The sequence below is a fragment of the Streptomyces sp. NPDC048417 genome, from assembly GCF_040651615.1.
Lineage (GTDB): Bacteria > Actinomycetota > Actinomycetes > Streptomycetales > Streptomycetaceae > Streptomyces.
Map to the genome: position 1 here is coordinate 118,637 of NZ_JBEZKI010000021.1, position 22,649 is coordinate 141,285.

Genomic DNA, 22,649 nt, shown 5'->3' on the forward strand with positions numbered 1-22,649 from the left:
GCTGATCGGGCGAACACTCCGGATCACATGCCGTTAACACTGCTGTTGCCTATGACGGAGATGGAACCGTCACACCACCCCGGGGTCAACGCTTGTAATGACATCATTTATCCATCAGAGCAAGATGTCAGAACAATTGCTTGACGCTGGTTGCGCACGACCTCTACACCTGAAATGACGGCGCGTCCCGACCTCTTTCCCCGCACCTTCCTGGCGGCGCCGGAACCGCGTGCGCCGCATGCAGGAGAGCCTCGAATGAGCGGCCTTTAGATGTATTACCCACGGGTCGAACGGAACGGATATATATCCGTTACGGAATCGTGTGCCGCCGGAAAGAGGCGAAAGGCCGCCACGCCCGTGTCAGAGTCCGGCACCGAAAGGAAACCCGCACGCGATGCAGCACCTTCACCACTGGATCAACGGCAAGCCCGAAGAGGGTTCGTCCGACCGCTACGGCCCTGTCCACAACCCGGCCACGGGCCATCAGGAGAAGCAGGTCCCCTACGCGTCGGTCGACGACGTGGACGCGGCGGTAGCGGCCGCCAAGGACGCCTACGCGACCTGGGGTCAGTCGTCGCTGGCCAAGCGGACGGAGATCCTGTTCCGGTTCCGGGCTCTGCTGGACGCCAATCGGGACGCGATCGCGGAGCTGATCACCGCGGAGCACGGCAAGGTGCACTCGGACGCGCTCGGCGAGGTGGCGCGCGGTCTGGAGATCGTGGACCTGGCGTGTGGTATCAACGTGCAGCTGAAGGGTGAGCTGTCGACGCAGGTCGCGAGCCGGGTGGACGTCTCCTCGATCCGTCAGCCGCTCGGTGTGGTCGTGGGTATCACGCCGTTCAACTTCCCGGCGATGGTTCCGATGTGGATGTTCCCGATGGCCATCGCGACGGGCAACACGTTCGTGCTGAAGCCGTCCGAGAAGGACCCCTCCGCGTCGGTCAAGATCGCCGAGCTGCTGGCGGAGGCCGGGCTGCCGGACGGTGTCTTCAACGTCGTGCACGGTGACAAGGTGGCGGTGGACCGCCTCCTGGAGCACCCGGACGTCAAGGCCGTCTCCTTCGTCGGCTCGACGCCGATCGCCCGCCACATCCACACCACCGCCTCGGCGAACCACAAGCGGGTGCAGGCGCTGGGCGGCGCCAAGAACCACATGCTGGTCCTGCCGGACGCCGACCTGGACGCGGCGGCCGACGCGGCTGTCTCTGCGGCCTACGGCTCGGCGGGCGAGCGCTGCATGGCGATCTCGGCCGTGGTGGCGGTCGGCGCGATCGGCGACGAGCTGGTGGCGAAGATCCGCGAGCGCGCCGAGAAGATCAAGATCGGCCCCGGCAACGACCCGGCGTCGGAGATGGGCCCGCTGATCACGGCCGTGCACCGCGACAAGGTGGCGTCCTACGTCGCCGGCGCGGCCGCGGAGGGCTGCGAGGTCGTCCTGGACGGCACCGGCTACACGGTGGACGGCTTCGAGGACGGTCACTGGATCGGCATCTCGCTGCTGGACAAGGTGCCCACGTCCGCGAAGGCCTACCAGGACGAGATCTTCGGTCCGGTGCTGTGTGTGCTGCGCGTGGACACCTACGAGGACGGTGTGGCGCTGATCAACGCCTCGCCGTTCGGCAACGGCACCGCGATCTTCACCCGGGACGGCGGTGCGGCCCGCCGTTTCCAGCTGGAGATCGAGGCGGGCATGGTCGGCGTGAACGTCCCGATCCCGGTTCCCGTCGGCTATCACAGCTTCGGTGGCTGGAAGGACTCGCTCTTCGGCGACCACCACATCTACGGCAACGACGGCACGCACTTCTACACCCGCGGCAAGGTCGTCACCACCCGCTGGCCGGACCCGGCCGACGCTCCCGCCGGCGTCGACCTCGGCTTCCCGCGCAACCACTGACCATGTCCGGGCGCCGGAAAGCCGTCGGAGGTACGGCGGTGCTGGACATCGCCATCGACCGCCAGAGCCCGGTACCGCTGTACTACCAGTTCGCCCGGCAGCTGGAGCAGGCCATCGAGCATGGCCTGCTCCTTCCGGGCGCCCTGCTCGGCAACGAGATCGACCTCGCCGAGGGGCTGGGCCTGTCACGGCCGACCGTCCGGCACGGCATCAAGACGCTGGTCGAGAAGGGCTTGCTGGTGCGGCGGCGGGGCGTCGGCACGCAGGTCGCACACAGCAAGGTCAAGCGGCGGCTGGAGCTCAGCAGCCTCTACGACGACCTGGAGAAGGCCGGACGGGAGCCGAGCACGCGGGTGGTGTGCAACGACGTCGTGCCCGCGTCCGCCGAGGTCGCCGCGGCCCTCGGTATCAGGAAGGGTGACAGCGTTGTCAGGCTGGAGCGGGTCCGCTATGCCGAGGGCGTCCCCGTGGCGCTCCTGCGCAACCACCTGCCGACCGATCTGCTGCTGGACCTCGACACGGAGCTGCTGGAGGCCACGGGTCTGTACCGGCTCCTGCGGGCGGCCGGCATCGGCCTGCACAGCGCCCAGCAGACGATCGGCGCGCATGCGGCGACCGCCGAGGCGGGGGAGTGCCTGGGAGAGCCCGCGGGAGCGACGCTGCTCACCATGCGGCGGACGGCGTACAACGCCGACGGTGAGGCCGTGGAGTACGGCACGCACCTGTACCACGCCGAGCGGTACGCGTTCGAGTTCCACCTGTTGATGCGCAGGTAGGGCGGGGTCCGGGCACCCGTGCCGGAGGTGGGAAGCAGGGGTGGCGGGGACGACCGTGGTCTCGTCCCCGCCACCCCCGCCGCTTTTACCTCAGAAGCGCCGCGGCGGTCCGGTACGCCGCCTCCGCGGCCTCCCGCACCGGCAGCACGCGGTGTGCCTCCGAGAGGATCTCCACGCCCCAGGGGCCGTGCCAGCCCGCCGTACGCAGCGCGGCGATGATCCCCGGCAGGTCGAAGGAGCCCTCTCCGCACAGCCGGCGGCGCCGGACGGTGTCCTCGAAGAGGGTGCCGACGGCGTCGCTGTCGGCGTCGTCGAGCTCCACGCCCACAATGCGCGAGCCGGGTACCTTGGCGAGCTCGGCGGGGGGAGTGTGGGCGCGCTCGGTGTGCCAGACGTCGATGATCAGGCCGCCCGCCGGATGGCCGGCGGTCTCGACGAGCCGGAGGCCGTCGTGGACGGTCTTGATGTTGGACCAGGGCAGGAACTCGATCCCGAGCCGGGCGCCCACACCGTCGGCCTGCGCCGCCAGCGCGGCGAACTCCCCGGCCCAGACGTCGAGGTCCCACGGCTGGTCGTCGACGTCAGGCCCGATCTTGAGGTGCCGTGCGCCGAGTGCCTCGGCCGCTCGCAGCAGGTCCTGGCGTACCGCGTCCGACGCGCTACGCCGAGGCCCGTCGGCCCACCAGTCGGTCAGGAGTTCCAGCTCGATGTGGACGAGTCCGTTGTCCTCGAACAGGGTTCGGACGCCCGCGAGTCCGTACTCGCGCTCGGCCTCCACCAGATCCGAGTACAGCAGCCCGAAGCCCTTGAAACCGGCAGCGCCGGCGGCCTCCACCCGCTCCCGCAGGTTCAGGGGGCTCCGCTTGTCGTCCAGGTCGGGAGCGGTGTCGCCGGCGGTGGTCCAGCAAGTGGCCAGCAGATCCTCAGTATCCATTTCCCGCATTCCTAGTCTTCCCGCGATTTCTTAGCTGCATCGATACACCGAACAGAATGTGTGCGGGGCGAGCGAAAGGCCCTGCACGGCGAATGGAACTCCGAGATCGGTCACCGGATTTCCTCGGCATCCTTGAGTGGCCCGTCCCCGCAGTCAATCCTCAGTAAGCCATCAAAACAACATCATCGACACGTCCGGCAGAGAGGTGCCCGGAGTGGGAGGACGCCCGTGCGGCAGACGCCCCCCGATTCCGGGCGGGGAGGTGGTCCGTATGCGGTTACGCGACGTCTCGCAGCACCGCGCGCAGATGCTCGGCGCTCTCCCACACGTCCTCGACCGGCCCCTTCGCCCGGGGTTCCGCGGTGAGGACGGTGTCCTGCTCCAGGACGTACCAGCCGTCGTATCCGCGCGCGCTGAGGTGAGTCACGATCGCCTGCACGTCGACGTCACCGGCGCCCAGCGGGCGGTACATGCCCTCGCGCACGGCGTCGGTGTACGTGAGGCGGCCCGACTGGACCTTGGCGGCGAGGGAGGCGTCCACGTCCTTCATGTGGGTGTGCGCGATGCGTTCGGGTGCCTGCCGGGTCAGCTCGGCGGGATCCGTACCGCCGATGAGCAGGTGGCCGGTGTCGAGGCAGAGGGAGATCGCCGAGTCCTCCAGGACCCGCCGGACCTCGTCGCCGTTCTCGATCATCGTGCCGACGTGCGGGTGCAGGACCGCGCGTACCCCGCGCTCGGCGGCCAGCGCGGTCAGCCGGTCGAGGTTGGACAGCAGCAGCCGCCAGCCGTCGGCGCCGAGTTCGGGGCGGGAGTCGTAGCCGTCCTGGCCGGTGATGGCGGACAGGACGAGGACTTCGGCGTTCGAGGCGGCGTAGCTCTCCAGGAGCTGCTCCGCCTCGGGCAGCGGGTCGTGTCCGGGGACGTGCAGCAGGAGCGGGGTGAAGCCGCCGACGGCGTGCAGGTCGTGGTCGGCGAGAACCCGGGCCATCGCCTCCGGGGCGGCGGGCAGGAAGCCGTCGGGGCCCATCTCGGTGGCGGCCAGGCCGACCTCGCGCATCTCCTTCAGCACGCGCTCGGGCGTCAACTGGTAGCCCCAGCCGGGCACTTCGCACACGCCCCACGAGATGGGCGCGCCGGCGATCCTGTTGAGCGGTGGGGTGGTCATGCCGTGGCCTTTCGGTGGTTCCAGTCGGGGTCGGCGACAGCGGCCGGGGGCCGGCCTGCGAGGACGTCCGCGACACCGCGGGCGGCGTCGACGAAGGTCAGCGTCATCGCCCGACGGGTCATGCCCATCAGATGCGGGGTGAGCACGACGTCGGGGTGGTCGAACAGCGGGTGGTAGAGGGCCGGCTCGGGGTCGAACACGTCCAGTCCGACGCCCGCCAGCCGGCCCGACTCCAGGGCGGCCAGGGCGGCGTCCGCGTCGAGCAGACCGCCCCGGCCGCAGTTGACGAGGATCGCTCCCGGCTTGACGCGGGCCAGGAGTTCCGCGTCGACGAGGTGCCGGGTGTCCTCGGTGAGCGGGGCGTGCAGGGTGAGCACGTCGCTCGACTCGACGAGTTCGCCCAGGTCGGCGCAGGCGAACTCGGACGGCACAGGAGTGAACGGGTCGTAGGCGAGGGTCCGCATCCCGAACGCGGCGGCGAGTTCGCCGACCCGGCGGCCTATGCGGCCGTAGCCGACGATCCCGATCGTCGCGCCGTCCAGGTCGCCGACCGGCACGGTGCTCCGCTCGGCCCAGCTGCCGTCCCTGACCAGCTCGGTCAGCGGTTGCAGCCGCTTGGTCAGGTGCAGGGCCATGGCGAAGACGCCCTCGGCGACCGCACGGCTGCCGCTGTTCGGGGTGATCACCACGGGGATCCTGCGGTCGGAGGCCGCCGCCACGTCGACCAGGTCGACGCCGACGCCGGTGCGGGCGATGACCCGCAGCCTGGGGGTCCGCCGCAGGAGGTCCTCGTCGACACGCCGGTCGGCACGCACGATGGCGCCTTCGGCGACCGCGAGGTCCTCGGGGGTGGGGTCGGTGACGAAGGTGACCCGCTCGCCGAGGACCGGGGCCACGGTGTCGGCGTCGACCGGGCCTAGGGCCACCACGACATGATTGCTCATACGATCAACTCCGCACCGGATGGCCGAAGTTCGCGCCGGGCACCGCGAGCACCGACTGCCAGGAGCCGCTCTCCGCGGAGGCGGCGGCCGCCGCGATCACCTCGGCGACGGCGTGCGCGTCCTCGATCGTCGAGTTGTGGTGCTCGATGCCGGCCACGGCGGCGAGGAACTTCTTGGCCTCGATGACCTTCAGGTCGTCGTAGCCCATGCTGTTGCCGGGGCCGGGCTGGAAGCTTGCGTAGTCGCCCATGTGGCCGTTGCCGAGCACGGTGGTGTAGCCCTGGTCGGGGCCGCCGCGGCCGAGGGCGACGCGCAGCTCGTTCATGCGCTCGAAGTTCCAGGTCACCGAGCCGTCGGTGCCGTAGATCTCGAAGCCGATGCCGCACTGCGGGCCGACGATGACGCGGGACGCCTCCAGGGTGCCGACGGCTCCGCCGGTGAAGCGGACGAGGGCGGCGGTGTAGTCGTCGTTCTCGACCTGGGCCATCTCGCCGTCCTCGATCACCGCGAAGTGCGTCCCGGAGCCCATGGGCAGGATGGGGCGCTCGGTGTAGACGGTGCTGGTGAGGGCGGCGACCTCGTTGATCGGGGACACGACGTAGCTGACGAGGTCCACGACGTGGCTCATCAGGTCGCCGAGCGCGCCGTGTCCGGCCAGGTCCCGCTTGAAACGCCAGGACAGGGCGCCCTTGGGCTCGGAGGCGTAGCCGGAGAAGAAGGTGGCGCGCACATTGGTGATACGGCCGAGTCCGCCCTCGGCGATCAGCTGGCGGGCCCGCTCGACGGCGGGGGCGTGCCGGTAGTTGTAGCCGATGGAGGTGGCCACCTGGGCGGTGCGGGCGGCGGCGGCGACCTCGGCGGTCTCCTCGGCGCTGCGCCCGACCGGCTTCTCGATCCAGAACGGCTTGCCGGCCTTGGCGGCGGCGATGCCGATCTCGTGGTGCAGGATGTTCGGCGCGCAGATCGACACGACCTCGACGTCCGGGTCGTCGAGAACGGCACGGTAGTCGGTCGAGGCCTTCTCGTAGCCGAGGACGTCACGGGCGTAGGCCGCGCGGTCCTCGGCGGTGTCGGCGGCGTGCACGAGTCGGGGCTTGATGCCCAGCTCGGGGTAGACGGAGGGCAGCGCCTGGTAGGCGCGGCTGTGCAGCTTGCCCATCCAGCCGACGCTGATCAGTCCGACGCCGATCTCGCGTGCGGCGCCCGGGGTGGTGGGGGTCATCTGTGTCTCCTGAGGTCTCTAGGCCCGGGCTTGGTCCAGCGCGCCGGCGAGGGCGGCGGCGAGCAGGGTGGAGTCGGAACCGATGCCGATGAACGTCCAGCCCTCGGCCCGTTTGGCGGCCGCGGCCGCGCCGTCGGGGACAAGGAGCCCGCACGCCTTGCCGTGGTCGGCGGCCGCCTTGCGGACGCGCTCGAGCGCCTCCCGGTAGACCGGGGCGCTGAACTGGCCCGGCACACCGAGGTCGTGGCTGAGGTCGCGGGGGCCGACGAACAGCACGTCGACGCCGTCCAGGGCCGCGATGGCCTCGACCTCGTCCAGCGCGCTCGCCGACTCGATCTGGACCACGCCGAGGATCTCGCCCTCGCGGTCCAGGGCTGCGGGGTCGAGCCCGAAACGGCAGGCCCGGTTGTAGGTGGCCACGCCCCGATCCCCCGCGGGCGGGTACCTCAGGTGCCCTATCGCCTCTTGGACTTCGGCCGCCGTGTCGAGGCGCGGCAGCATCACCCCGGCGACGCCGAGGTCGAGGACGCGGCCGATGCGGATCCGGGCCGCGGACTCGACCCGTACGACGGTCGGCACCCCGTAGGCCGCCGCGGCGGGGACGGTCGTACGGACCTGCTCCTCGCCTCCGGCACCGTGTTCGAGGTCGAGCAGCACCCAGTCGGCTCCGGCGGCGGCGCACACCTCGGCGGAGACCGGGGAGGCGAGGCCGACGAACGTGCCCAGAGTGGCCTCGCCCGCCGCCAGTCGGGCACGCAGGCGGCCGTGGTCAAGGGGAGAGAGATTCATCCGTACCACCTCTGGGACGCCAGGCCTTCCTCGTACTCACCGCGCAGCTGGGCCACGGTCTCCTGCTCGGAGACCTCGGCCGGCGCCACGTCCCACCACACCCCCGCGCCGGGCAGATCGGCGTGCGGGATCACGGGGACGACGAGGACGACGGGACCGTCGTGGTCGCGGGTCGCGTCCAGCGCGGCGCGCACCTCGTCGGCGGTGGTGGCGCGCAGCGCACGGGCGCCCAGTCCCTCCGCCGTCTTGACGAGGTCGACCTGGAGGTAGTCGCCCTCGAGGCGAGCGGGCTTGCCGGAGCCGATCTCCAGGCTGCCGTCGCGGTAGCGGAACTCGTTGCCGAACTCGCGTCCGTTGCGGCCCATCTGGAGCCGGTGGATGACCTGGTAGCCGTGGTTCTCCGGGATCACGATCGTGACCGGGAGCTTCTCCTGTGCGGCGGTGACCAGTTCGGTCGGCGCCATCAGGAAGGTGCCGTCGCCGAGCAGGGACAGCACGCGCTTCGAGGGGTCCGGCTCGGCGAAGCGGACGCCGAGCGCGGCGGGCAGCTCGTAGCCCATGCAGGAGAAGCCGAACTCCAGGTGGGCGAAGCGGCCTTCGGTGGCGTCCCACACCTTCTGCAGGTCACCGGGCGGACCGCCGGCGGCGGCGATGATCGTGTCGCCGGACCGCGCGTGCTCCTGGAGCAGACCGATCAGCTGGCCCTGGGTGAGGACCGCGTCGGTGTCCCGGACGACGTCGGAGTCGTCGGCCAGCGACGTGAAGTCGAAGGCCGTGTCCGGGTCGAGCGCGGCGGCACGCTGCTGCTGCCACCGCTCGTCGAGGGCGCGCGCCTTCTCCTGCCAGGCGGCCGACGTGCTGGTGCCGTCCGCGCGTACGGCGTCGGTCAGCGCGGTCAGGGCCCGCTTGGCGTCGGCCACGATCCCGGTCGCGCCCAGGCGCCCCGCGTCGTGCACGTTGACGTTGATGCTCGCGAACCGCACGTCCGGGTTCTCGAAGACGGAGTGCGAGGCGGTGGCGAAGTCCGTCAGCCGGGAGCCCACGGTGAGCACCAGGTCGGCTTCCCGCGCCAGGGTGTTGACGGCCGGAGTGCCCTCCAGGCCGATGCCGCCGAGCTGCCACCAGGCGCGGCGCTGGACGGCGCCCTTGCCGGCGAACGTCTCCGCGACGGGGATCCCCGCCGCCTCGGCCAGCGCCTCCAGCTCCTCGCCGGCACCCGAGTACACGACCCCGCCACCGGCGATGATCAGCGGCTTCTCCGCCTCGGCGAGCAGCCGGGCCACCGCCGCGACCTCGTCGGCGTCCGCCGCCGGGCGGCGGATCGGCCAGTCGCGCTCGGCGAAGAACTCCGCCGGGTAGTCGTAGGCGTGGGACTGGATGTCCTGCGGGAGCGAGACGACCACCGCGCCGGTGTCCACGTCGGTCAGCGCCCGCATCGCCGCGGGCAGCGCGGTCAGCAGCTGCTCGGGCCGGGTGATCCGGTCGAAGAAGCGGGAGACGGGCCGGAAGGCGTCGTTGACGGAGGTGTCCGCCTCGACGGGGTGCTGCAACTGCTGGAGTACGGGGCCCTGGTGGCGGGTCGCGTAGGTGTCGCCCGGCAGCAGCAGCACGGGCAGCCGGTTGACGGTGGCCAGGCCCGCGCCGGTCACCATGTTCAGGGCGCCCGGGCCGATGGAGGCCGTGACGGCCAGTGTCGCGTGCCTGCGCTTGGCCTTGCCGAAGGCGGTCGCGATGTGGACGAGCGCCTGCTCGTTGCGGCCCTGGACGAAGGGCAGTCGGTCGCTGAGCTGGTCCAGGGCCTGGCCCAGCCCGGCCACGTTGCCGTGCCCGAAGATGCCCAGCGCGGCCGGTATGAGGCGCTGGCGGTGGCCGTCGGCCACGGAGTACTGCTGGGAGAGGTAGGTGACGACGGCTTGGGCGACGGTGAGGCGCACCGTGCGCTGTCGCGTCCGGTCAGTCATGAATCGGCTCCTGATCGGGGAGGTGTACGGGGACGCGGCCGGTCACCAGGGGCGGCCGTGCAGGATGATGGTCTTGACCTCGGTCATCTCACTGACCGCGGCGCGCGGGCCTTCCTTGCCGTAGCCGCTGCCCTTCAGACCGCCGTACGGCATCAGGTCGGCGCGCCACAGCGGCGTCCAGTTGATGTGGACGGAACCGGCGTCGATCTCCCGGATGGCGCGGACCGCGCCCGCGATGTCGGAGGTGAAGATGCCGGCGCCGAGGCCGTAGGCGGTGCCGTTGGCCTGCGCGATGGCGGACTCCCAGTCGGCGGCCGTGCTGACGGCGACGGCGGGCCCGAACAGCTCCTGCTGGCTGAACGGCGACGCGGGATCCACGTCGGCGACGACGGCGGGCCGCACCACGGCTCCGTCCCGCTCGCCGCCGGTCAGGACGCGCGCCCCGTCCGCGCCGGCCTGGGCGATGGCCCGCTCGACGCGCTCCGCCTCGGTGGCGGTGATGAGGGCGCCCATCTGTGTCTCCGGGGAGGCGGGGTCGCCGGTGCGGATGGCCTCGACCTTGGGCACGAGGGCGTCCAGGAAGTCACCGGTCACGGCCGGATGGGTGATGACCCGCTGGACGGAGATGCAGACCTGTCCGGCGTTGACGTACCCGCCGGCGGCGACGGCGCTCGCCGCCGCCTCGATGTCGGCGTCGGGCAGCACGACCACCGGGCAGGAGGCGCCGAGTTCCAGGGACAGTTTCTTCACCCCGGCGACCCGGGAGATGTGCTCGCCGGTGGCCGTCGAGCCGGTGAAGGAGATCTTCCGGACCCGCGGGTCGGTGACCAGGGCGTCGCCGAGCACCGAGCCCGAGCCGACGAGCACGGACAGCACGCCTTCCGGCAGGCCCGCGTCCACGAAGCACGCGGCCAGTTCCAGGGCGGTCAGCGGGGTGCTGGTGGCCGGCTTGAGGATCACCGCGTTGCCGGCGGCCAGGGCCGGGGCGAGCTTGTGCAGGACCAGCAGGGCCGGGTAGTTGAACGGCGTGATGGCCACGACGATCCCGCAGGGCTGGCGCAGCGTGAAGCCGACCTTGTCCTGCCCGGTGCCGCGGTTGGCGTCCAGCGGCAGCGTCTCGCCGTAGAGCTGGGTCCCCTCGAAGGCGGCGAGCCGGATCAGGTCGCCGGAGCGGGACGCCTCGCCGGTGGCCTCGGTGATGGTCTTGCCGGACTCCGCGCTGATGGTCTGTGCCGTCTTCGGGGCCCGCTCGTCGGCGAGTTCGGCGGCGCGCAGCAGGATGCGCATCCGCTCGTGGGCGGGGGTGCGGCGCCACACCGCGGCACCGCGCTCGGCCGCGGCCAGCGCGGCCTCCACGTCCTCGGTCCCGGCGAGCGCCACCGTGCCCACCGCCGAACCGTCGAACGGGGACCTGACCTCCCGGGTCTGCCCGGTTCCCCTGGCCGTCTGCCACCGACTGCCGATCAGCAACTCCACGGGCGCCATTGCCCTCTCCCTTCAGGAAACCGTCAGAACAAGGCCGTGGTGAACGCGAAGATCGATGCCGCACGGCCCACGGCCAGGCCGTTTACGTGCTCGCAACGCTAGGTTCGCGAAGGGAGTTACTGAAGCCCTCAAATCAATCATTTACCCATCATCAAGACCGTCATTTCTTCATCATCGCGCGGACCGGACACACGTCTGCCCTACCGTCGGAACATGGATCGGAACATGGACACGTCTCACGCGGCACCCCCCTCCATCGCCTTCATCGGCCTCGGCATCATGGGCGGCCCGATGGCGGCCAACCTCGTCCGTGCCGGGTATCAGGTCACCGGCCACAACCGCAGCCGCGCGGCGGTGGACCGACTCGTCTCGGCGGGCGGGCGCGGTGCGCAGAGCGTCGCGGAGGCGGTGGCCGACGCGGACGTCGTGATCACCATGCTCCCGGCGGACGCCGAGGTCACCGAGGTCGTCCTCGGTGAGGGCGGCGTACTGGCGCACGCCCGCCCGGGAACCTTGCTCATCGACATGAGCACCGTCGGCCCGCCCACCGCCACGGCACTCGCCGAGGCGGGCCGCGAGCGCGGCGTGCGGGTCCTGGACGCACCCGTCTCCGGTGGCGAGGCAGGCGCGGTGGAAGCCGTCCTGTCCATCATGGCCGGCGGCGACGCGACGGACTTCGAGGCGGCGGCACCTGTCTTCCGCGCCCTCGGTACCACCGTCGTACACGTCGGCCCGCACGGCGCGGGCCAGACCGTCAAGGCCGCGAACCAACTCGTCGTCGCCGTCAACATCCAGGCCCTGGCCGAGGCCGTGGTCTTCCTGGAGAAGGCGGGCGCCGATCTCCCCGCCGCACTCGAGGTCCTCGGCAAAGGCCTGGCCGGTTCGACCGTGCTGAACCGCAAGAAGGACAACATGCTCGAGCGGAGCTTCGCCCCCGGCTTCCGTATCGACCTGCACCACAAGGACCTCGGCATCGTCACCGACACGGCCCGCGACCTCGGCGCGATCCTGCCGACCGGCTCCCTGGTCGCCCAGCTCCTGGCGTCCTGCCGGGCGAACGGGGACGGAGGCCTGGACCACTCGGCGCTGCTGCGGGGGGTCGAGCGCCTCTCCGGGCCGCGGACCGGCTGAACTGGTGAACAACCGCGGGACAGGGCGAGTTGGCGATCTGTCAGGTGAAGGGAGCCGACGGCTCAGAAGCAGCGGCCGCCCGTCGGCACCGGCAGCGCGACGTGCTGCGGCTGACCCGTCCCCGACCCACCGGGGCGCCGGCGGGCCGGGTCAGCCGCGGCGTGCGGTGGCGTAGGCGCGCTCCAGCTCCGCGACCGTGGTCAGGAAGTCGGCGCCCGCCAACTTGTGCAGCGTGTCGGTGGCGAGTTGGTCGAGGGTGGTCCACAGGTCGGCGAGCGGCTCGCGGAGCGCCTCTCCGCCCTCGGTGAGTGAGACCACGAAGGCCCGGCGGTCGTGCTCGGCGCGGGCCCGGGCGACCAGGCCCGCGTCCTCCATGCGGCGGATCGACCGCGAGACCGTGGAGTGGTCGAGCCCGACCGCCTGCTGCAACTCGGCCTGGGTCTGGCCGTCCCGGTCGAAGAGCCGCATGAGGATCAGTTCCTGGCCGGGGTGCAGGCCGAGCCTGAGGAGGAGTTCGGCGCCGTAGCCGTGCAGCTCGCGGGCGAGCGCGAAGAGCCCGAAGCTGACCGGGGCGCGCTCGACGAGGCTGGGTCGAGGCATCACCGGGTCGGGCTTCGCGGCTGGCATGGCGCTCCTCGTCTGGCGGGCGATGGGGGTGGAATCTCCTCGCCCGGGCTGCTGCCTGGGCTGGGAATACTTTAGTCGCAGCGGGTGTTGGAGCGCGGTCCCGCAGGGTTGCCACTCGACTGGAGCCGGTCCGGCTCGACGGGAAGATTGCTTGCGCGCGCAAGCTATTCGGGGCTACCGTACTTGCGTTGCACCGGGCGGGAACCGAGGGGGCGGCTCGCCCCGGCCCTCCTGGAACTGTTCCGAAAGGAATCGACATGTCATCCAGCTCCGAATCCGGAACCGACCGCCGTTCGTTCCTCGCCAGAGTCGCCGCGGCCACCGCGGTGCCGGCGGCGGCGGCCCTGGTCGCCGGGGGTACCGCGACGACGGCCTCGGCGGCCACATCCCGTACCTCGTCCGCCGGTTCCTCCGGCGCCGGTCTGCCGGACTACGCGCCGGTGCCCGCGGGATCCCTCGGCCCGGCGGTGAACAGCCAGGGCTACTACGTCGGCCGGGTGAAGGACAACCTCTACTGGGTGACCGACGGCGACTACCAGGCCGCCTTCCTCACCACCCGCGACGGCGTGGTCCTCTTCGACGCGCCGCCCACCATCGGCCACAACCTCCAGCGTGCCGTCGACGAGATCGCCGCCGCCAACGGCACCAGCAACAAGGTCACCCACATCGTCCACTCGCACCACCACTCCGACCACGTCGGCGCGTCCGGGCTCTTCGGCCGTCACGTGGTGCGGATCGGCCACGAGGAGAACCGCAGGCTGCTGCGGCGCGACAACGACCCCAACAAGCCCGCGCCCGAGATAACGTTCGCCGACCGCTACACCCTGCACGTCGGCGGCGAGCGGGTGGAACTCGCGCACCACGGCAGCAACCACTCGCCGGACAACATCTACATCCGGTTCCCGCACCACGACGCGCTGATGCTGGTCGACATCAACATCCCGGGCTGGGCCCCGTTCGGCGCGCTCAACTTCAGCGAGGACATCCAGGGTTACCTCGCCGCTCCGGCCAAGGCGCTCTCGTACCCGTGGAAGTACCACATCGCCGGTCACATGGGACGGCTCGGCAAGCGTGCCGACGTCACGGTGCACCAGCAGTACATCGACGACCTGACCGCGTCGCTCAAGCAGGCGCTCGGGAGCGTGGACTACGGGGTCTACGCGGCGAAGTACGGGAACAACATCTGGGCTGTCGTGAAGACCTGGCTCGACGAGGTCTGCCGGCAGGCGGCGGCCCCGGTCGCGGCCAAGTACACCGGGACGCTCGCGGCCGCCGACGTCTTCACCGAGAGCAGTGCCTTCTCGCTGGTGGAGTCCCTGCGGCTGGACCTCGGACTGGGTAGCGCCATTCACGACTGACGGGTTTTCGCGGATTCTGGTAATTGCTTACGCGAGCAAATAAGAACGGTGCGGTACGTCGGGGGCCCGGGGTGGCGGCCGACGTACCGCACCGGCGTATTCACAGAAGGCGGCACCATGGAATTCGGCATCTTCGGCGTCGGCGACCTGACCCGCGATCCGGTGGACGGCACCCGTGTCTCGGAGCACGAGCGCATCAAGGCCATCACCCGGATCGCGGAACACGCCGAGCAGGCGGGATTCGACGTCTTCGCCATCGGCGAGCACCACAACCCGCCGTTCGTGAACGGGTCGGTGACCACCCTGCTCGCCCACATCGCGGCCCGGACCTCGCGCATCACGCTGTCGTCGGCCACCACGCTGATCACCACCAACGACCCGGTGAAGATCGCCGAGGACTACGCCATGCTCCAGCACCTGGCGGACGGGCGGGTCGACCTCATGCTGGGCCGGGGCAACACCGCCGAGGTCTACCCCTGGTTCGGGCAGGACGTCCGTCTCGGCATCCCGCTCGCCGTCGAGAACTACGCGCTGCTGCGCCGCCTGTGGGACGAGGAACAGGTCGACTGGGAGGGCAGGTTCCGTGCCCCGCTGGCCGGATTCACCTCGGTACCGCGCCCGCTCGACGGCGTACCGCCGCTGGTCTGGCACGGCTCCATCCGCAGCCCCCAGATCGCCGAACAGGCCGCGCGCCACGGCGACGGGTTCTTCGTGAACAACCTCTTCATGACCACCGAGTACTTCGCCCAGTTCGTCGACCTGTACCGCGAGCGGTGGGAGCACCACGGGCACGGGCCTGCCGACCGGGCGATCGTCGGCGCCGGGGCCGCGCTGTACGTCCGCCCCAACTCGCAGGACGCCTTCCGGGAGTACGAGCCGTACTACAACGCGCATCCCGTCCTCTCCAGCAGCGGCCCGCTCGCGGAGGCCGCGCGCACCACCGGCGCGCTCGTGGGCAGCCCGGACCAGGTGATCGAGCGCACCCTCTCCTTCCGGGAGCACTTCGGCCCGTACCGGCGGCAGTTGTTCGGCGTCGACATGGGCGGCCTGCCGGAGCGCGTCACCCACGAGCTGATCGACCTCGCGGGGCGGGAGGTACTGCCCGTCCTCAGGCGGGAGACCGCCATCGACACCACCATGACCAGGAGCACCTGATGCCTGAGAACTCCACCACACCCAGGGTCGCCGTCGTCGTGGGCGGCGCCGGGGCCATCGGCGGCGCCATCGTGCGCGAGCTGACCGGGACCGGACATGTCGTACGGGTCCTGGACCGGGCCGGCGACATCGTCTGCGACCTGTCCAGCGCCGAGGACGTACGGGCGGCGGCGCGCCGCGTGCTGGCCGAGCACGGGCGGTGCGACGTGCTGGTGCACGCCGCCGCCACCACCGGTCTGCAGGAACTGGAGAACGTGGACCTGGACGCCTGGCGCCGGGTCCAGGCGGTCAACGTGGAGTCCGCGCTGCTGCTGATCCAGGCGTTCGTGCCGGGGATGCGGGAACGCGGCTTCGGCCGGATCGTGCACATCGTCTCCGACACCTTCTGGAAGCCGCCGAGCCCGGACCTGCTGGCGTACGTGACCAGCAAGGGCGCGCTGATCGGCCTCACCCGGTCGCTCGCCGCGTCATTGGGGCGGTACGGGATCGCGGTGACCGGCGTGGCGCCGGGCCTGACCCGGACCGCGTCCACCGCGTACCAGCCGGACGCCGCCTTCGAGGCGTCGCAGGCCGGCCAGGCGCTGCCGCGTGCGCTCACGCCCGAGGACGTGTCGGCCACGGTCGGTTTCCTGGCGAGCGCCGCCGCCGAGGCGCTGACCGGCCAGATCCTGACCGTGGACGGCGGAAACCTCTTCACGTGAGACGCCCCCCTTGACTTATGTGGCCAGCCAAGTAATTATGTGTCTAGCCACATTATGTGGCCCACTTCGCGACAACATGATGGGAACGAACCATGACTGAGACCCTTGCCGCCGCCGACCTGGTGCGGCGTAGCCTCGACACCTTCCTCGCCAAGGACATGAAGGCCTGGGCGGACCTGTGCGACGAGAACGTCGTCGTCGAGTTCCCCTTCGCCCCCGAGGGCAGCCCCACCCGGCTGGAGGGTAGGGCCGCGGTCTACGAGTACCTGCGCGGCTACCCCGACCTCATCGACGTGCAGCAGATCACGTCGGCGACCATCCGAGGCACCGACGACCCGGACACGGCCATCGCCGACTGGACCGTCACCGGCCGGGTCCTGGCCAACGGGAACCCGTACGACATGAGTTACGCGACGTTCGTGACGTTCAAGGACGGCAAGATCGTCAAGTACCGCGAGTACTGGAACCCGCTCGCGTTCATCAAGGCCCTGGGCGGCGAGAGCTTCTAGGGTCTGTCTGACAATCGCCGTCGTCGCCCGGCGGGCGGCCTCACGGCGTCACGTGCATGGCGTCGTGAGGCAGATGGGAATTGTCAGACAGGCCCTAGGCTGCCGGGCGGATCAGCCCCGACTCGTAGGCGAACGCCACCGCCTGCACGCGGGCGCGGGCGCCGATCTTCGCGAGGACGTTGCTGACGTGGGTCTTCACGGTGGTCGGGGCGATGGACAGCCACTGCGCGATCTCGGCGTTGGACCAGCCGGAGGCCACGGCGACCAGAACATCGCGTTCGCGTTGGGTGAGGGCGCCGAGCCCCGAGGTGCGGGGGAGGGGGCGGACGGTGTGCTGCTGGCGGACGGCGTCGATGAGCGCGCGGGTCAGACCGGGCGTGATGACGGCGTCCCCGGCGGCCACCACCCGGATGGCCGCGGTCAGTTCGGCCGGGTCGGCGTCGTTGAGCAGGAAGCCGCCGGCGCCCGCGCGCAGGGCGGCCCAGGCGTCCGCCTCCTGGTCGGCCGCGGTCAGCACCAGGACCCCGGGGGCGGGGGCCTCCTCGCCGGGGAACCCGGGGGTGCGGGTCGCCCGGCGGGCGGGGCGGGCGATGTGCCGGATGCTCTCGATGCCGGCCGCCCCGGACAGGTGGCTGTCCATGAGGACGACGTCCGGGCGGAGTGCGGCGCTCGCACGGATCGCCTCGTCCCCGTCCGCCGCCTCCCCGACGACCGTCAGGCCGGGCTCGGCGGCGAGGAGCATGCGCAGGGCGAGGCGCTGGAGGGATTGGTCGTTGACGACGAGTACGGAGACCATGCCTGTCTTCTCCATGCGAGGTCCGTTCCGTGAACGAAACTGTTTCGTTCACATGCTACGCCTGGATCCGCCGCCTCGGGAGAGTGGGTCTGCTCAGTGGGTTCCGCTCTCGGCCGTGCTCTCTGGGCCGTGCTCTCCCGGCCGTGCTCAGCCCTGCTTGAGCGCGGCCATCGCGATCCGCTGCGCCACCGGGTTCATGTCCTCGCCCTTGGCGTCGGTCGAGTCGACCGAGTAGACGAGCGTCCGGCTCAGGTCCCGGGTCCCGGCGAGCACCGCGCTGTAGCCGTACCGGGAGCCCGACTTGAGCCAGTACACCCGGCCGTCGTACTCGAAGCGCTGCAACCCGGCGCTGTAGGTGGCTCCTTCGATGTGCGCCGGGACCGTGAACATCTCCTCGAGCCACGGTCCCGGCGGCACGATCCGCCCGCGGAAGAGGGAGGTCAGCAGCCGTTCCAGGTCGGCGGTCGTGGAGATCATGTCGCCGGCCGCGAACCGGTCCGCCTGGTTCCAGTCGGTGACGTCCACCAGCGACGTCGTCCCGTCGGCCCCCGTCACCTTCTGGTAGCCGTGGTTGTGCGGGCCGAGGACGCGCGGGTCGGTACCGGGGAAGTAGGTGTCCCGCATCCCGGCGGGGCGGAGCACGAGCCGGGAGGCCACGGAGGCGTACGACCGCCCGGTCACCTTCTCGATCAGCAGCCCGAGCACGGTGTAGTTGATGTTGAGATAGTCCTGCTTCCTGCCCGGGCGGAACTCCGGCCCCTTCGCCACCGCCGACCGCACCACCTGCTCCGGGGTGAGGGTGTCGAAGCGGTGCGCGTACTGCGCCGCGAAGGAGTCGCCCCAGCCGTCGCCCGCCTGGATGCCGCTGGTGTGGTTCAGCAACTGCCGGACGGTGATGGGCCGGAAGGCGTGGGTGAAGAGGCCGGGGAGGTAGTGCTGGACGGGGCGGTCGAGGTCGATCCTCCCTTGTGCGGCCAGTTTCAGTACGGCGGCCGCCGTCACCACCTTCGTCGTCGAACCGGCCCGGAAGCGGCCGTCCGGGTCCGCCGCGCTGCCGCTCGTCAGGTCGTGCACGCCCGCGCTGCCGCGCCAGGCGCCGTCGGTGCCGCCCACCCGGACGAGCGCGGCGGTGGCGTCCGCGTCGGGCAGCCCGGCGATCGCGGCGCGCAGGGCCTCGGCGTCCGGGCCGGCGGTGGTGGGCGCGGTGACGGCGGGTGCGGAGGCGGATGCGGCGAAGGCGGGCGCCACCAGCGGTCCGGCCGTGAGGGCCAGGACGAGGGAGGCGGCGAGGGCGGTGCTCCGGGTGCGGACACGCATGCGTGAACTCCAGGGGAGGCGATGGGCGAAGGGACCCGGTCATCCTCCGGGGGTACGGCGGTCGCCGGATCGTCGCCGAGGAGGGCGTGGGTCCCTGAATCGCCCCTCATCAACTTCCCTGAGAAATAGGGGAGTTGTGGGGGATCGCCCGTAGGGGTGCCGGGGCGGTGGGGAGGGTGGGGTGAAAAAGTGTTATCCCGGAATCCCCACTCCGTCTCCACACTGTGATCCCCGACATTGCCAAGCTCACCGCCCCGGCTGAGAAGGTGCGGTCATGAGGACGGACGTGCACGTGTCCCGGCAGTGGCGTGCCACCATCGCGGCCGCCCAGGCGGGCGACCGGCGAGCGCTGGACGAACTGGTCGAGGGCTGGCTGCCCTTGGTCTACAACGTGGTCGGCCGTGCCCTCAACGGCCACGCCGACGTCGACGACGTCGTCCAGGAGACCATGCTGCGCGCCGTCGACCACCTCGGCAGCCTTCGCGACCCGGACAGCTTCCGGTCCTGGCTGGTGGCCATCGCCATGCGGCAGATACGCGACCGGGCGCGCCGCAGGCAGGAGCGGAAACTGGACGAGGGCGTCCCGGACGGCACCGCCGACTTCGCCGAACTCACCGTGCTGCGGCTCCAGTTGGAGGGACAGCGACGGGAGGTCGCGGAGGCCGTGCGCTGGCTGGACGCCGAGGACCGGCAGCTGGTGTCCCTGTGGTGGCTGGAGGTCTCCGGCGAACTCACCCGGCGCGAGCTGGCGGCGGCCGTCGGCATCAGCCGGCAGCACGCCGCCGTCCGCGTGCAGCGGATGAAGGAACGGCTGGAGATCTCGCGGGGCATCGTGCGCGCGCTGGACGGCGCCTGCCCCGAGCTGCGCGAGCTGACCGCCCGCTGGGACGGGCGCCCCGACTCCGTCTGGCGCAAGCGGCTGGCCCGGCACATCCGGGGCTGCGGCTACTGCGGCGACCCCCGCGACTCCGTCGTACCGGCGGAACGGCTGCTGGTCGGGATCGCGCTGGTACCGGTGCCGGCGGGGTTCACGCTGTCGCTGGCGCTCGGCGGCAAGACCGCGGCCGCGGCGACCTCCGCCGGCTGGTCGGCGAAGGTGCTGGGCGCGCTGACCAAGCCCGCGGTGGCGGTCACGGCGGGGGCGACCATCGTGGCGGGCGGTGCGTACGTCGTCGCACAGACCCCGGACCGTCCCGCACCGCACACGGCCACCGCGCCCACGGCGACGGTCACCGGGGCGCCGGCGCCGACCTCGGCGAACACGCCCTCGCCGTCCCCGTCGGCCTCGTCCTCCTCGCCGTCACCGTCCCCGTCGGCGAGCGCCGCCCGGTACGGCTCGGTCGTCGACGCGGTCGACAGGGCGCCGGACCCGGACACCAGGCCCGGCACGCTGCCGCACCGGCCGGAGACGGGGGTCACCAGCACGGGCGGGGCGCATGCCGTCCTGAACCACCGCGGGGACCACGTGACGCTCACCGGCCGGGGCTATGTCCTCGTCCGCTGGCAGATCGCCCCGCTGTCCCGGGCCGGCAGCCTCGTCATGCCGAGTTGGACCGGCCTGAAGGGCAGGCTCTTCCACGTGGCGTCGGGCGGCGGACGCCGGATGGACGACCGCATCAGCAGCACCGACACCTCCTCCACCGGCATGGGCAGCTCGGCCACCGGCTACGCCGTCCTGCCGGCCGGCACCCAGCAGATGTGGCAGAACGAGTACTTCTACGTCGACGGCAGCGTGACGTTCACGGTGAACGAGCGGGGGGCGGACTACGGGGTGAGCGTCTTCCCGTCGACCTGGGACGCGGTGGAGAAGGACGTGCTGTACGGGCCGCCGGACGGGGCCATCCGGTACGGGCTGGTCCGGGACGACGGGAAGGACTCGGCGCCGGTTCCGCAGTACGCGACACGGGGGACGCCGAGCGATCCGGCGACGGTTGCTCAGAGGTCGCGGCTCTAGGGCGGGACGGCGGGGCCTGTCGCGCCCACGCGGCGGAGCCGCGGGCCGGACAATGCCCCGCGCCCCTTACGAGGCGCTCATGCGCAGGGAGTTCAGAAGATCCACCCGGTTCGTGGTGATCGAGTCGACACCCATGTCCAGCAGACGGCGCATCGAGCGGCGGGTGTCCGGGGTCCAGCAGGAGACCAGGCAGCCGCTGCGGTGGACGTGCTCGGTCAGGGCGTGGTCGAGCAGGGTGAAGCGGTAGTTGAGGTAGCGGGGGCGGATCACGTCCAGGAGCGCCGGGCGCGCGGGCGCCAGCGTCTTGCGGGTCACGGCGATCTCCGCCGCCGCGTCCGCCGCCCGTACCGCCAGCATCGCCGCCGCGTCCCCCGTGTAGTAGACGCGGTCCGCCGCACCGCACTCCCGGGCCACGGCCACGATCCTGGCCACCGCCCGCTCGCTCGGCCCGCCGGGCAGGTCGATCATCACCCGGCTGTCCGCCACCGCCGCCAGCGCCTCGGCGAGCGTCGGTACCCCGCCCTCCGTGAGGCCGCGCACCTCCTGCGCCGACAGCGCGCTCAGCGGACGGTCGACCTCCCAGAGCCGGTTCAGGGTCTCGTCGTGCAGGAGCACGGGGACGCCGTCACGCGTCAGCCGTACGTCGATCTCCACCGCGTCCGCGCCCTGTTGGAGCGCGGAACGCAGGGAGGCCGGCGTGTTCTCGCGGAAACGGTAGGGGTCGCCGCGGTGGGCCACGGCGGTCACGGTCTGCATGAGCCCATGTTCTCAGGGCCCCGCAGGGGTTTTTCAGGGGGCGAGCCATGCCTTCGTGTACGCGTCGATCTCGGCCGAGATCCTCGCCTTGCCCGTCCGGTCCAGGAAGGACGCCTCCACCGCGTTCTTCGCGAGGTCGGCCACGCCGCGCTCGTCGAGGCCGAGGAGCCGGGCGGCGACCGCGTACTCGTTGTTCAGGTCGGTGCCGAACATCGGCGGGTCGTCGGAGTTGACCGTGACCAGCACGCCCGCGTCCACGAACTCCTTGATCGGATGCTCGTCCAGGGTGCGGACCGCGCGGGTGGCGATGTTGGAGGTCGGGCACACCTCCAGGGCGATGCGCTGCTCGGCGAGGTGGGCGAGGAGCTTCGGGTCCTGCGCGGAGCTGGTGCCGTGGCCGATGCGCTCGGCATGCAGGTCGACCAGGGCGTCCCAGACCGTCTGGGGTCCCGTCGTCTCACCGGCGTGCGGGACCGAGTGCAGGCCGGCCGCGACGGCCCGGTCGAAGTACGGCTTGAACTGCGGCCGGGGTACGCCGATCTCGGGGCCGCCGAGACCGAAGGAGACCAGGCCCTCCGGGCGGAGCCGGTCGTCGGTCGCGAGCCGCACCGTCTCCTCGGCGGCCTCCAGGCCCGCCTCGCCGGGGATGTCGAAGCACCAGCGCAGCACCGTCCCGAACTCGGCCTCGGCCGCCTTCCTGGCGTCCTCGATCGCGTCCATGAAGGCCCGTTCGTCGATCCCGCGCCGGGTGGAGGAGAAGGGGGTGATGGTCAGCTCGGCGTAGCGCACCTGCTGGCGGGCCAGCTCGCGGGCCACCTCGTAGGTGAGCAGCCGGACGTCCTCGGGCGTGCGGATGAGGTCGACGACCGAGAGATAGACCTCGATGAAGTGGGCGAAGTCCGTGAACGTGAAGTAGTCGGCCAGGGCCTCGGGGTCGGTGGGCACCTTGGAGTCGGGGTGCCGGGCGGCCAGTTCCGACACGATCCGGGGGGAGGCGGAGCCGACGTGGTGGACGTGGAGTTCGGCCTTGGGCAGCCCGGCGATGAAGGCGTGCACATCGCGGAGGGCGGGTTCGGTGTGACGGTCGGTCAAGGGTTCCTCCCCGGAACGGCGCGGGGCCGCCTCGGGCGGTGGTACGGCCCTGAGCTGGCCCCTTGCGCGGTGATCGGCTGATC

General features: G+C 71.4%; 20 protein-coding genes. 8 read left to right on the plus strand and 12 right to left on the minus strand.

Annotated elements, in window-relative coordinates:
* Nucleotides 1-394: 394 nt before the first annotated feature.
* A complete protein-coding gene (gene mmsA, locus AB0D59_RS30875; RefSeq protein ID WP_362572275.1) occupies nucleotides 395-1,894 on the plus strand; it encodes a CoA-acylating methylmalonate-semialdehyde dehydrogenase in 1,500 nt (499 codons plus the stop codon).
* A gap of 2 nt (nucleotides 1,895-1,896) precedes the next feature.
* A complete protein-coding gene (locus AB0D59_RS30880) occupies nucleotides 1,897-2,670 on the plus strand; it encodes a GntR family transcriptional regulator (RefSeq protein ID WP_362572278.1) in 774 nt (257 codons plus the stop codon).
* 85 nt (nucleotides 2,671-2,755) lie between these two features.
* Here the strand turns inward: AB0D59_RS30880 and AB0D59_RS30885 are convergent, their stop codons facing one another.
* From AB0D59_RS30885 to AB0D59_RS30915, 7 genes are all read right to left on the minus strand, one after another.
* Nucleotides 2,756-3,604: a sugar phosphate isomerase/epimerase gene (locus AB0D59_RS30885; RefSeq protein WP_362572281.1), complete on the minus strand. Its 849-nt coding sequence runs from the start codon at nucleotides 3,602-3,604 to the stop codon at nucleotides 2,756-2,758.
* Nucleotides 3,605-3,881: 277 nt separating this feature from the next.
* On the minus strand, nucleotides 3,882-4,769 hold the full coding sequence (locus AB0D59_RS30890) for a sugar phosphate isomerase/epimerase (RefSeq protein ID WP_362572284.1): 888 nt from the start codon (nucleotides 4,767-4,769) through the stop codon (nucleotides 3,882-3,884).
* Nucleotides 4,766-5,713 carry an NAD(P)-dependent oxidoreductase gene (locus tag AB0D59_RS30895; protein WP_362572287.1) on the minus strand — a complete coding sequence of 316 codons (948 nt, stop codon included), beginning with the start codon at nucleotides 5,711-5,713 and terminating at the stop codon, nucleotides 4,766-4,768. The genes AB0D59_RS30890 and AB0D59_RS30895 overlap by 4 nt, the downstream gene beginning before the upstream one ends.
* Before the next feature lie 4 nt (nucleotides 5,714-5,717).
* Nucleotides 5,718-6,935, minus strand: coding sequence for a Gfo/Idh/MocA family oxidoreductase (locus AB0D59_RS30900; RefSeq protein ID WP_362572290.1), 1,218 nt, complete (start codon nucleotides 6,933-6,935; stop codon nucleotides 5,718-5,720).
* An 18-nt stretch (nucleotides 6,936-6,953) separates the two neighbouring features.
* Nucleotides 6,954-7,724 (minus strand): aldolase/citrate lyase family protein, encoded by a 771-nt coding sequence (locus AB0D59_RS30905; RefSeq protein ID WP_362572293.1) that lies wholly within the window; start codon nucleotides 7,722-7,724, stop codon nucleotides 6,954-6,956.
* Nucleotides 7,721-9,685 (minus strand): 3D-(3,5/4)-trihydroxycyclohexane-1,2-dione acylhydrolase (decyclizing), encoded by a 1,965-nt coding sequence (gene iolD, locus AB0D59_RS30910; protein ID WP_362572296.1) that lies wholly within the window; start codon nucleotides 9,683-9,685, stop codon nucleotides 7,721-7,723. The genes AB0D59_RS30905 and iolD overlap by 4 nt, the downstream gene beginning before the upstream one ends.
* Nucleotides 9,686-9,727: 42 nt before the next feature.
* The gene (locus AB0D59_RS30915; protein ID WP_362572299.1) at nucleotides 9,728-11,170 is read right to left on the minus strand and encodes an aldehyde dehydrogenase family protein; all 1,443 of its coding nucleotides are present in this window, start codon (nucleotides 11,168-11,170) and stop codon (nucleotides 9,728-9,730) included.
* 225 nt (nucleotides 11,171-11,395) lie between these two features.
* Between AB0D59_RS30915 and AB0D59_RS30920 the strand changes: the two genes are divergently transcribed.
* Nucleotides 11,396-12,301 (plus strand): 2-hydroxy-3-oxopropionate reductase, encoded by a 906-nt coding sequence (locus AB0D59_RS30920; RefSeq protein WP_362572302.1) that lies wholly within the window; start codon nucleotides 11,396-11,398, stop codon nucleotides 12,299-12,301.
* 150 nt (nucleotides 12,302-12,451) lie between these two features.
* Here AB0D59_RS30920 and AB0D59_RS30925 read toward each other — a convergent pair whose 3' ends face one another.
* Entirely contained in the window at nucleotides 12,452-12,928 is a 477-nt protein-coding gene (locus tag AB0D59_RS30925; RefSeq protein ID WP_362572305.1) for a MarR family transcriptional regulator, read from the minus strand.
* A 257-nt stretch (nucleotides 12,929-13,185) separates the two neighbouring features.
* On the opposite strand from AB0D59_RS30925, the gene AB0D59_RS30930 reads away from it, so the two are divergent.
* The 4 genes from AB0D59_RS30930 (at nucleotide 13,186) to AB0D59_RS30945 (ending at nucleotide 16,651) form a co-directional block, all read left to right on the plus strand.
* Nucleotides 13,186-14,286 carry an MBL fold metallo-hydrolase gene (locus AB0D59_RS30930; RefSeq protein ID WP_362572308.1) on the plus strand — a complete coding sequence of 367 codons (1,101 nt, stop codon included), beginning with the start codon at nucleotides 13,186-13,188 and terminating at the stop codon, nucleotides 14,284-14,286.
* A gap of 117 nt (nucleotides 14,287-14,403) precedes the next feature.
* The gene (locus AB0D59_RS30935; protein ID WP_362572311.1) at nucleotides 14,404-15,441 is read left to right on the plus strand and encodes a CE1758 family FMN-dependent luciferase-like monooxygenase; all 1,038 of its coding nucleotides are present in this window, start codon (nucleotides 14,404-14,406) and stop codon (nucleotides 15,439-15,441) included.
* Nucleotides 15,441-16,142 (plus strand): SDR family oxidoreductase, encoded by a 702-nt coding sequence (locus AB0D59_RS30940; protein WP_362572313.1) that lies wholly within the window; start codon nucleotides 15,441-15,443, stop codon nucleotides 16,140-16,142. The genes AB0D59_RS30935 and AB0D59_RS30940 overlap by 1 nt, the downstream gene beginning before the upstream one ends.
* A gap of 92 nt (nucleotides 16,143-16,234) precedes the next feature.
* Nucleotides 16,235-16,651: a nuclear transport factor 2 family protein gene (locus tag AB0D59_RS30945; RefSeq protein ID WP_362572316.1), complete on the plus strand. Its 417-nt coding sequence runs from the start codon at nucleotides 16,235-16,237 to the stop codon at nucleotides 16,649-16,651.
* 94 nt (nucleotides 16,652-16,745) lie between these two features.
* Here AB0D59_RS30945 and AB0D59_RS30950 read toward each other — a convergent pair whose 3' ends face one another.
* Together AB0D59_RS30950 and AB0D59_RS30955 are read right to left on the minus strand one after the other, a co-directional pair.
* Nucleotides 16,746-17,447 carry a response regulator transcription factor gene (locus AB0D59_RS30950; RefSeq protein WP_362572485.1) on the minus strand — a complete coding sequence of 234 codons (702 nt, stop codon included), beginning with the start codon at nucleotides 17,445-17,447 and terminating at the stop codon, nucleotides 16,746-16,748.
* 147 nt (nucleotides 17,448-17,594) lie between these two features.
* On the minus strand, nucleotides 17,595-18,764 hold the full coding sequence (locus AB0D59_RS30955; protein ID WP_362572319.1) for a serine hydrolase domain-containing protein: 1,170 nt from the start codon (nucleotides 18,762-18,764) through the stop codon (nucleotides 17,595-17,597).
* Nucleotides 18,765-19,038: 274 nt separating this feature from the next.
* On the opposite strand from AB0D59_RS30955, the gene AB0D59_RS30960 reads away from it, so the two are divergent.
* Nucleotides 19,039-20,718 carry a sigma-70 family RNA polymerase sigma factor gene (locus AB0D59_RS30960; protein ID WP_362572322.1) on the plus strand — a complete coding sequence of 560 codons (1,680 nt, stop codon included), beginning with the start codon at nucleotides 19,039-19,041 and terminating at the stop codon, nucleotides 20,716-20,718.
* A 66-nt stretch (nucleotides 20,719-20,784) separates the two neighbouring features.
* Here AB0D59_RS30960 and AB0D59_RS30965 read toward each other — a convergent pair whose 3' ends face one another.
* Entirely contained in the window at nucleotides 20,785-21,474 is a 690-nt protein-coding gene (locus AB0D59_RS30965; protein ID WP_362572325.1) for a glycerophosphodiester phosphodiesterase, read from the minus strand.
* Nucleotides 21,475-21,507: 33 nt separating this feature from the next.
* Nucleotides 21,508-22,566 carry an adenosine deaminase gene (locus AB0D59_RS30970; RefSeq protein WP_362572327.1) on the minus strand — a complete coding sequence of 353 codons (1,059 nt, stop codon included), beginning with the start codon at nucleotides 22,564-22,566 and terminating at the stop codon, nucleotides 21,508-21,510.
* Nucleotides 22,567-22,649 lie beyond the last annotated feature (83 nt).

Coding starts and splice junctions, on each gene's coding strand:
- AB0D59_RS30905 (WP_362572293.1), bottom strand. CDS start 7,724: ATGAATCTCTCTCCCCTTGACCACGGCCGCCTGCGTGCCCGACTGGCG.
- AB0D59_RS30890 (WP_362572284.1), bottom strand. CDS start 4,769: ATGACCACCCCACCGCTCAACAGGATCGCCGGCGCGCCCATCTCGTGG.
- AB0D59_RS30925 (WP_362572305.1), bottom strand. CDS start 12,928: ATGCCAGCCGCGAAGCCCGACCCGGTGATGCCTCGACCCAGCCTCGTC.
- AB0D59_RS30915 (WP_362572299.1), bottom strand. CDS start 11,170: ATGGCGCCCGTGGAGTTGCTGATCGGCAGTCGGTGGCAGACGGCCAGG.
- AB0D59_RS30945 (WP_362572316.1), top strand. CDS start 16,235: ATGACTGAGACCCTTGCCGCCGCCGACCTGGTGCGGCGTAGCCTCGAC.
- AB0D59_RS30935 (WP_362572311.1), top strand. CDS start 14,404: ATGGAATTCGGCATCTTCGGCGTCGGCGACCTGACCCGCGATCCGGTG.
- AB0D59_RS30885 (WP_362572281.1), bottom strand. CDS start 3,604: ATGGATACTGAGGATCTGCTGGCCACTTGCTGGACCACCGCCGGCGAC.
- AB0D59_RS30960 (WP_362572322.1), top strand. CDS start 19,039: ATGAGGACGGACGTGCACGTGTCCCGGCAGTGGCGTGCCACCATCGCG.
- AB0D59_RS30900 (WP_362572290.1), bottom strand. CDS start 6,935: ATGACCCCCACCACCCCGGGCGCCGCACGCGAGATCGGCGTCGGACTG.
- AB0D59_RS30920 (WP_362572302.1), top strand. CDS start 11,396: ATGGACACGTCTCACGCGGCACCCCCCTCCATCGCCTTCATCGGCCTC.
- AB0D59_RS30895 (WP_362572287.1), bottom strand. CDS start 5,713: ATGAGCAATCATGTCGTGGTGGCCCTAGGCCCGGTCGACGCCGACACC.
- AB0D59_RS30965 (WP_362572325.1), bottom strand. CDS start 21,474: ATGCAGACCGTGACCGCCGTGGCCCACCGCGGCGACCCCTACCGTTTC.
- AB0D59_RS30880 (WP_362572278.1), top strand. CDS start 1,897: ATGTCCGGGCGCCGGAAAGCCGTCGGAGGTACGGCGGTGCTGGACATC.
- AB0D59_RS30955 (WP_362572319.1), bottom strand. CDS start 18,764: ATGCGTGTCCGCACCCGGAGCACCGCCCTCGCCGCCTCCCTCGTCCTG.
- AB0D59_RS30950 (WP_362572485.1), bottom strand. CDS start 17,447: ATGGTCTCCGTACTCGTCGTCAACGACCAATCCCTCCAGCGCCTCGCC.
- AB0D59_RS30930 (WP_362572308.1), top strand. CDS start 13,186: ATGTCATCCAGCTCCGAATCCGGAACCGACCGCCGTTCGTTCCTCGCC.
- iolD (WP_362572296.1), bottom strand. CDS start 9,685: ATGACTGACCGGACGCGACAGCGCACGGTGCGCCTCACCGTCGCCCAA.
- AB0D59_RS30940 (WP_362572313.1), top strand. CDS start 15,441: ATGCCTGAGAACTCCACCACACCCAGGGTCGCCGTCGTCGTGGGCGGC.
- mmsA (WP_362572275.1), top strand. CDS start 395: ATGCAGCACCTTCACCACTGGATCAACGGCAAGCCCGAAGAGGGTTCG.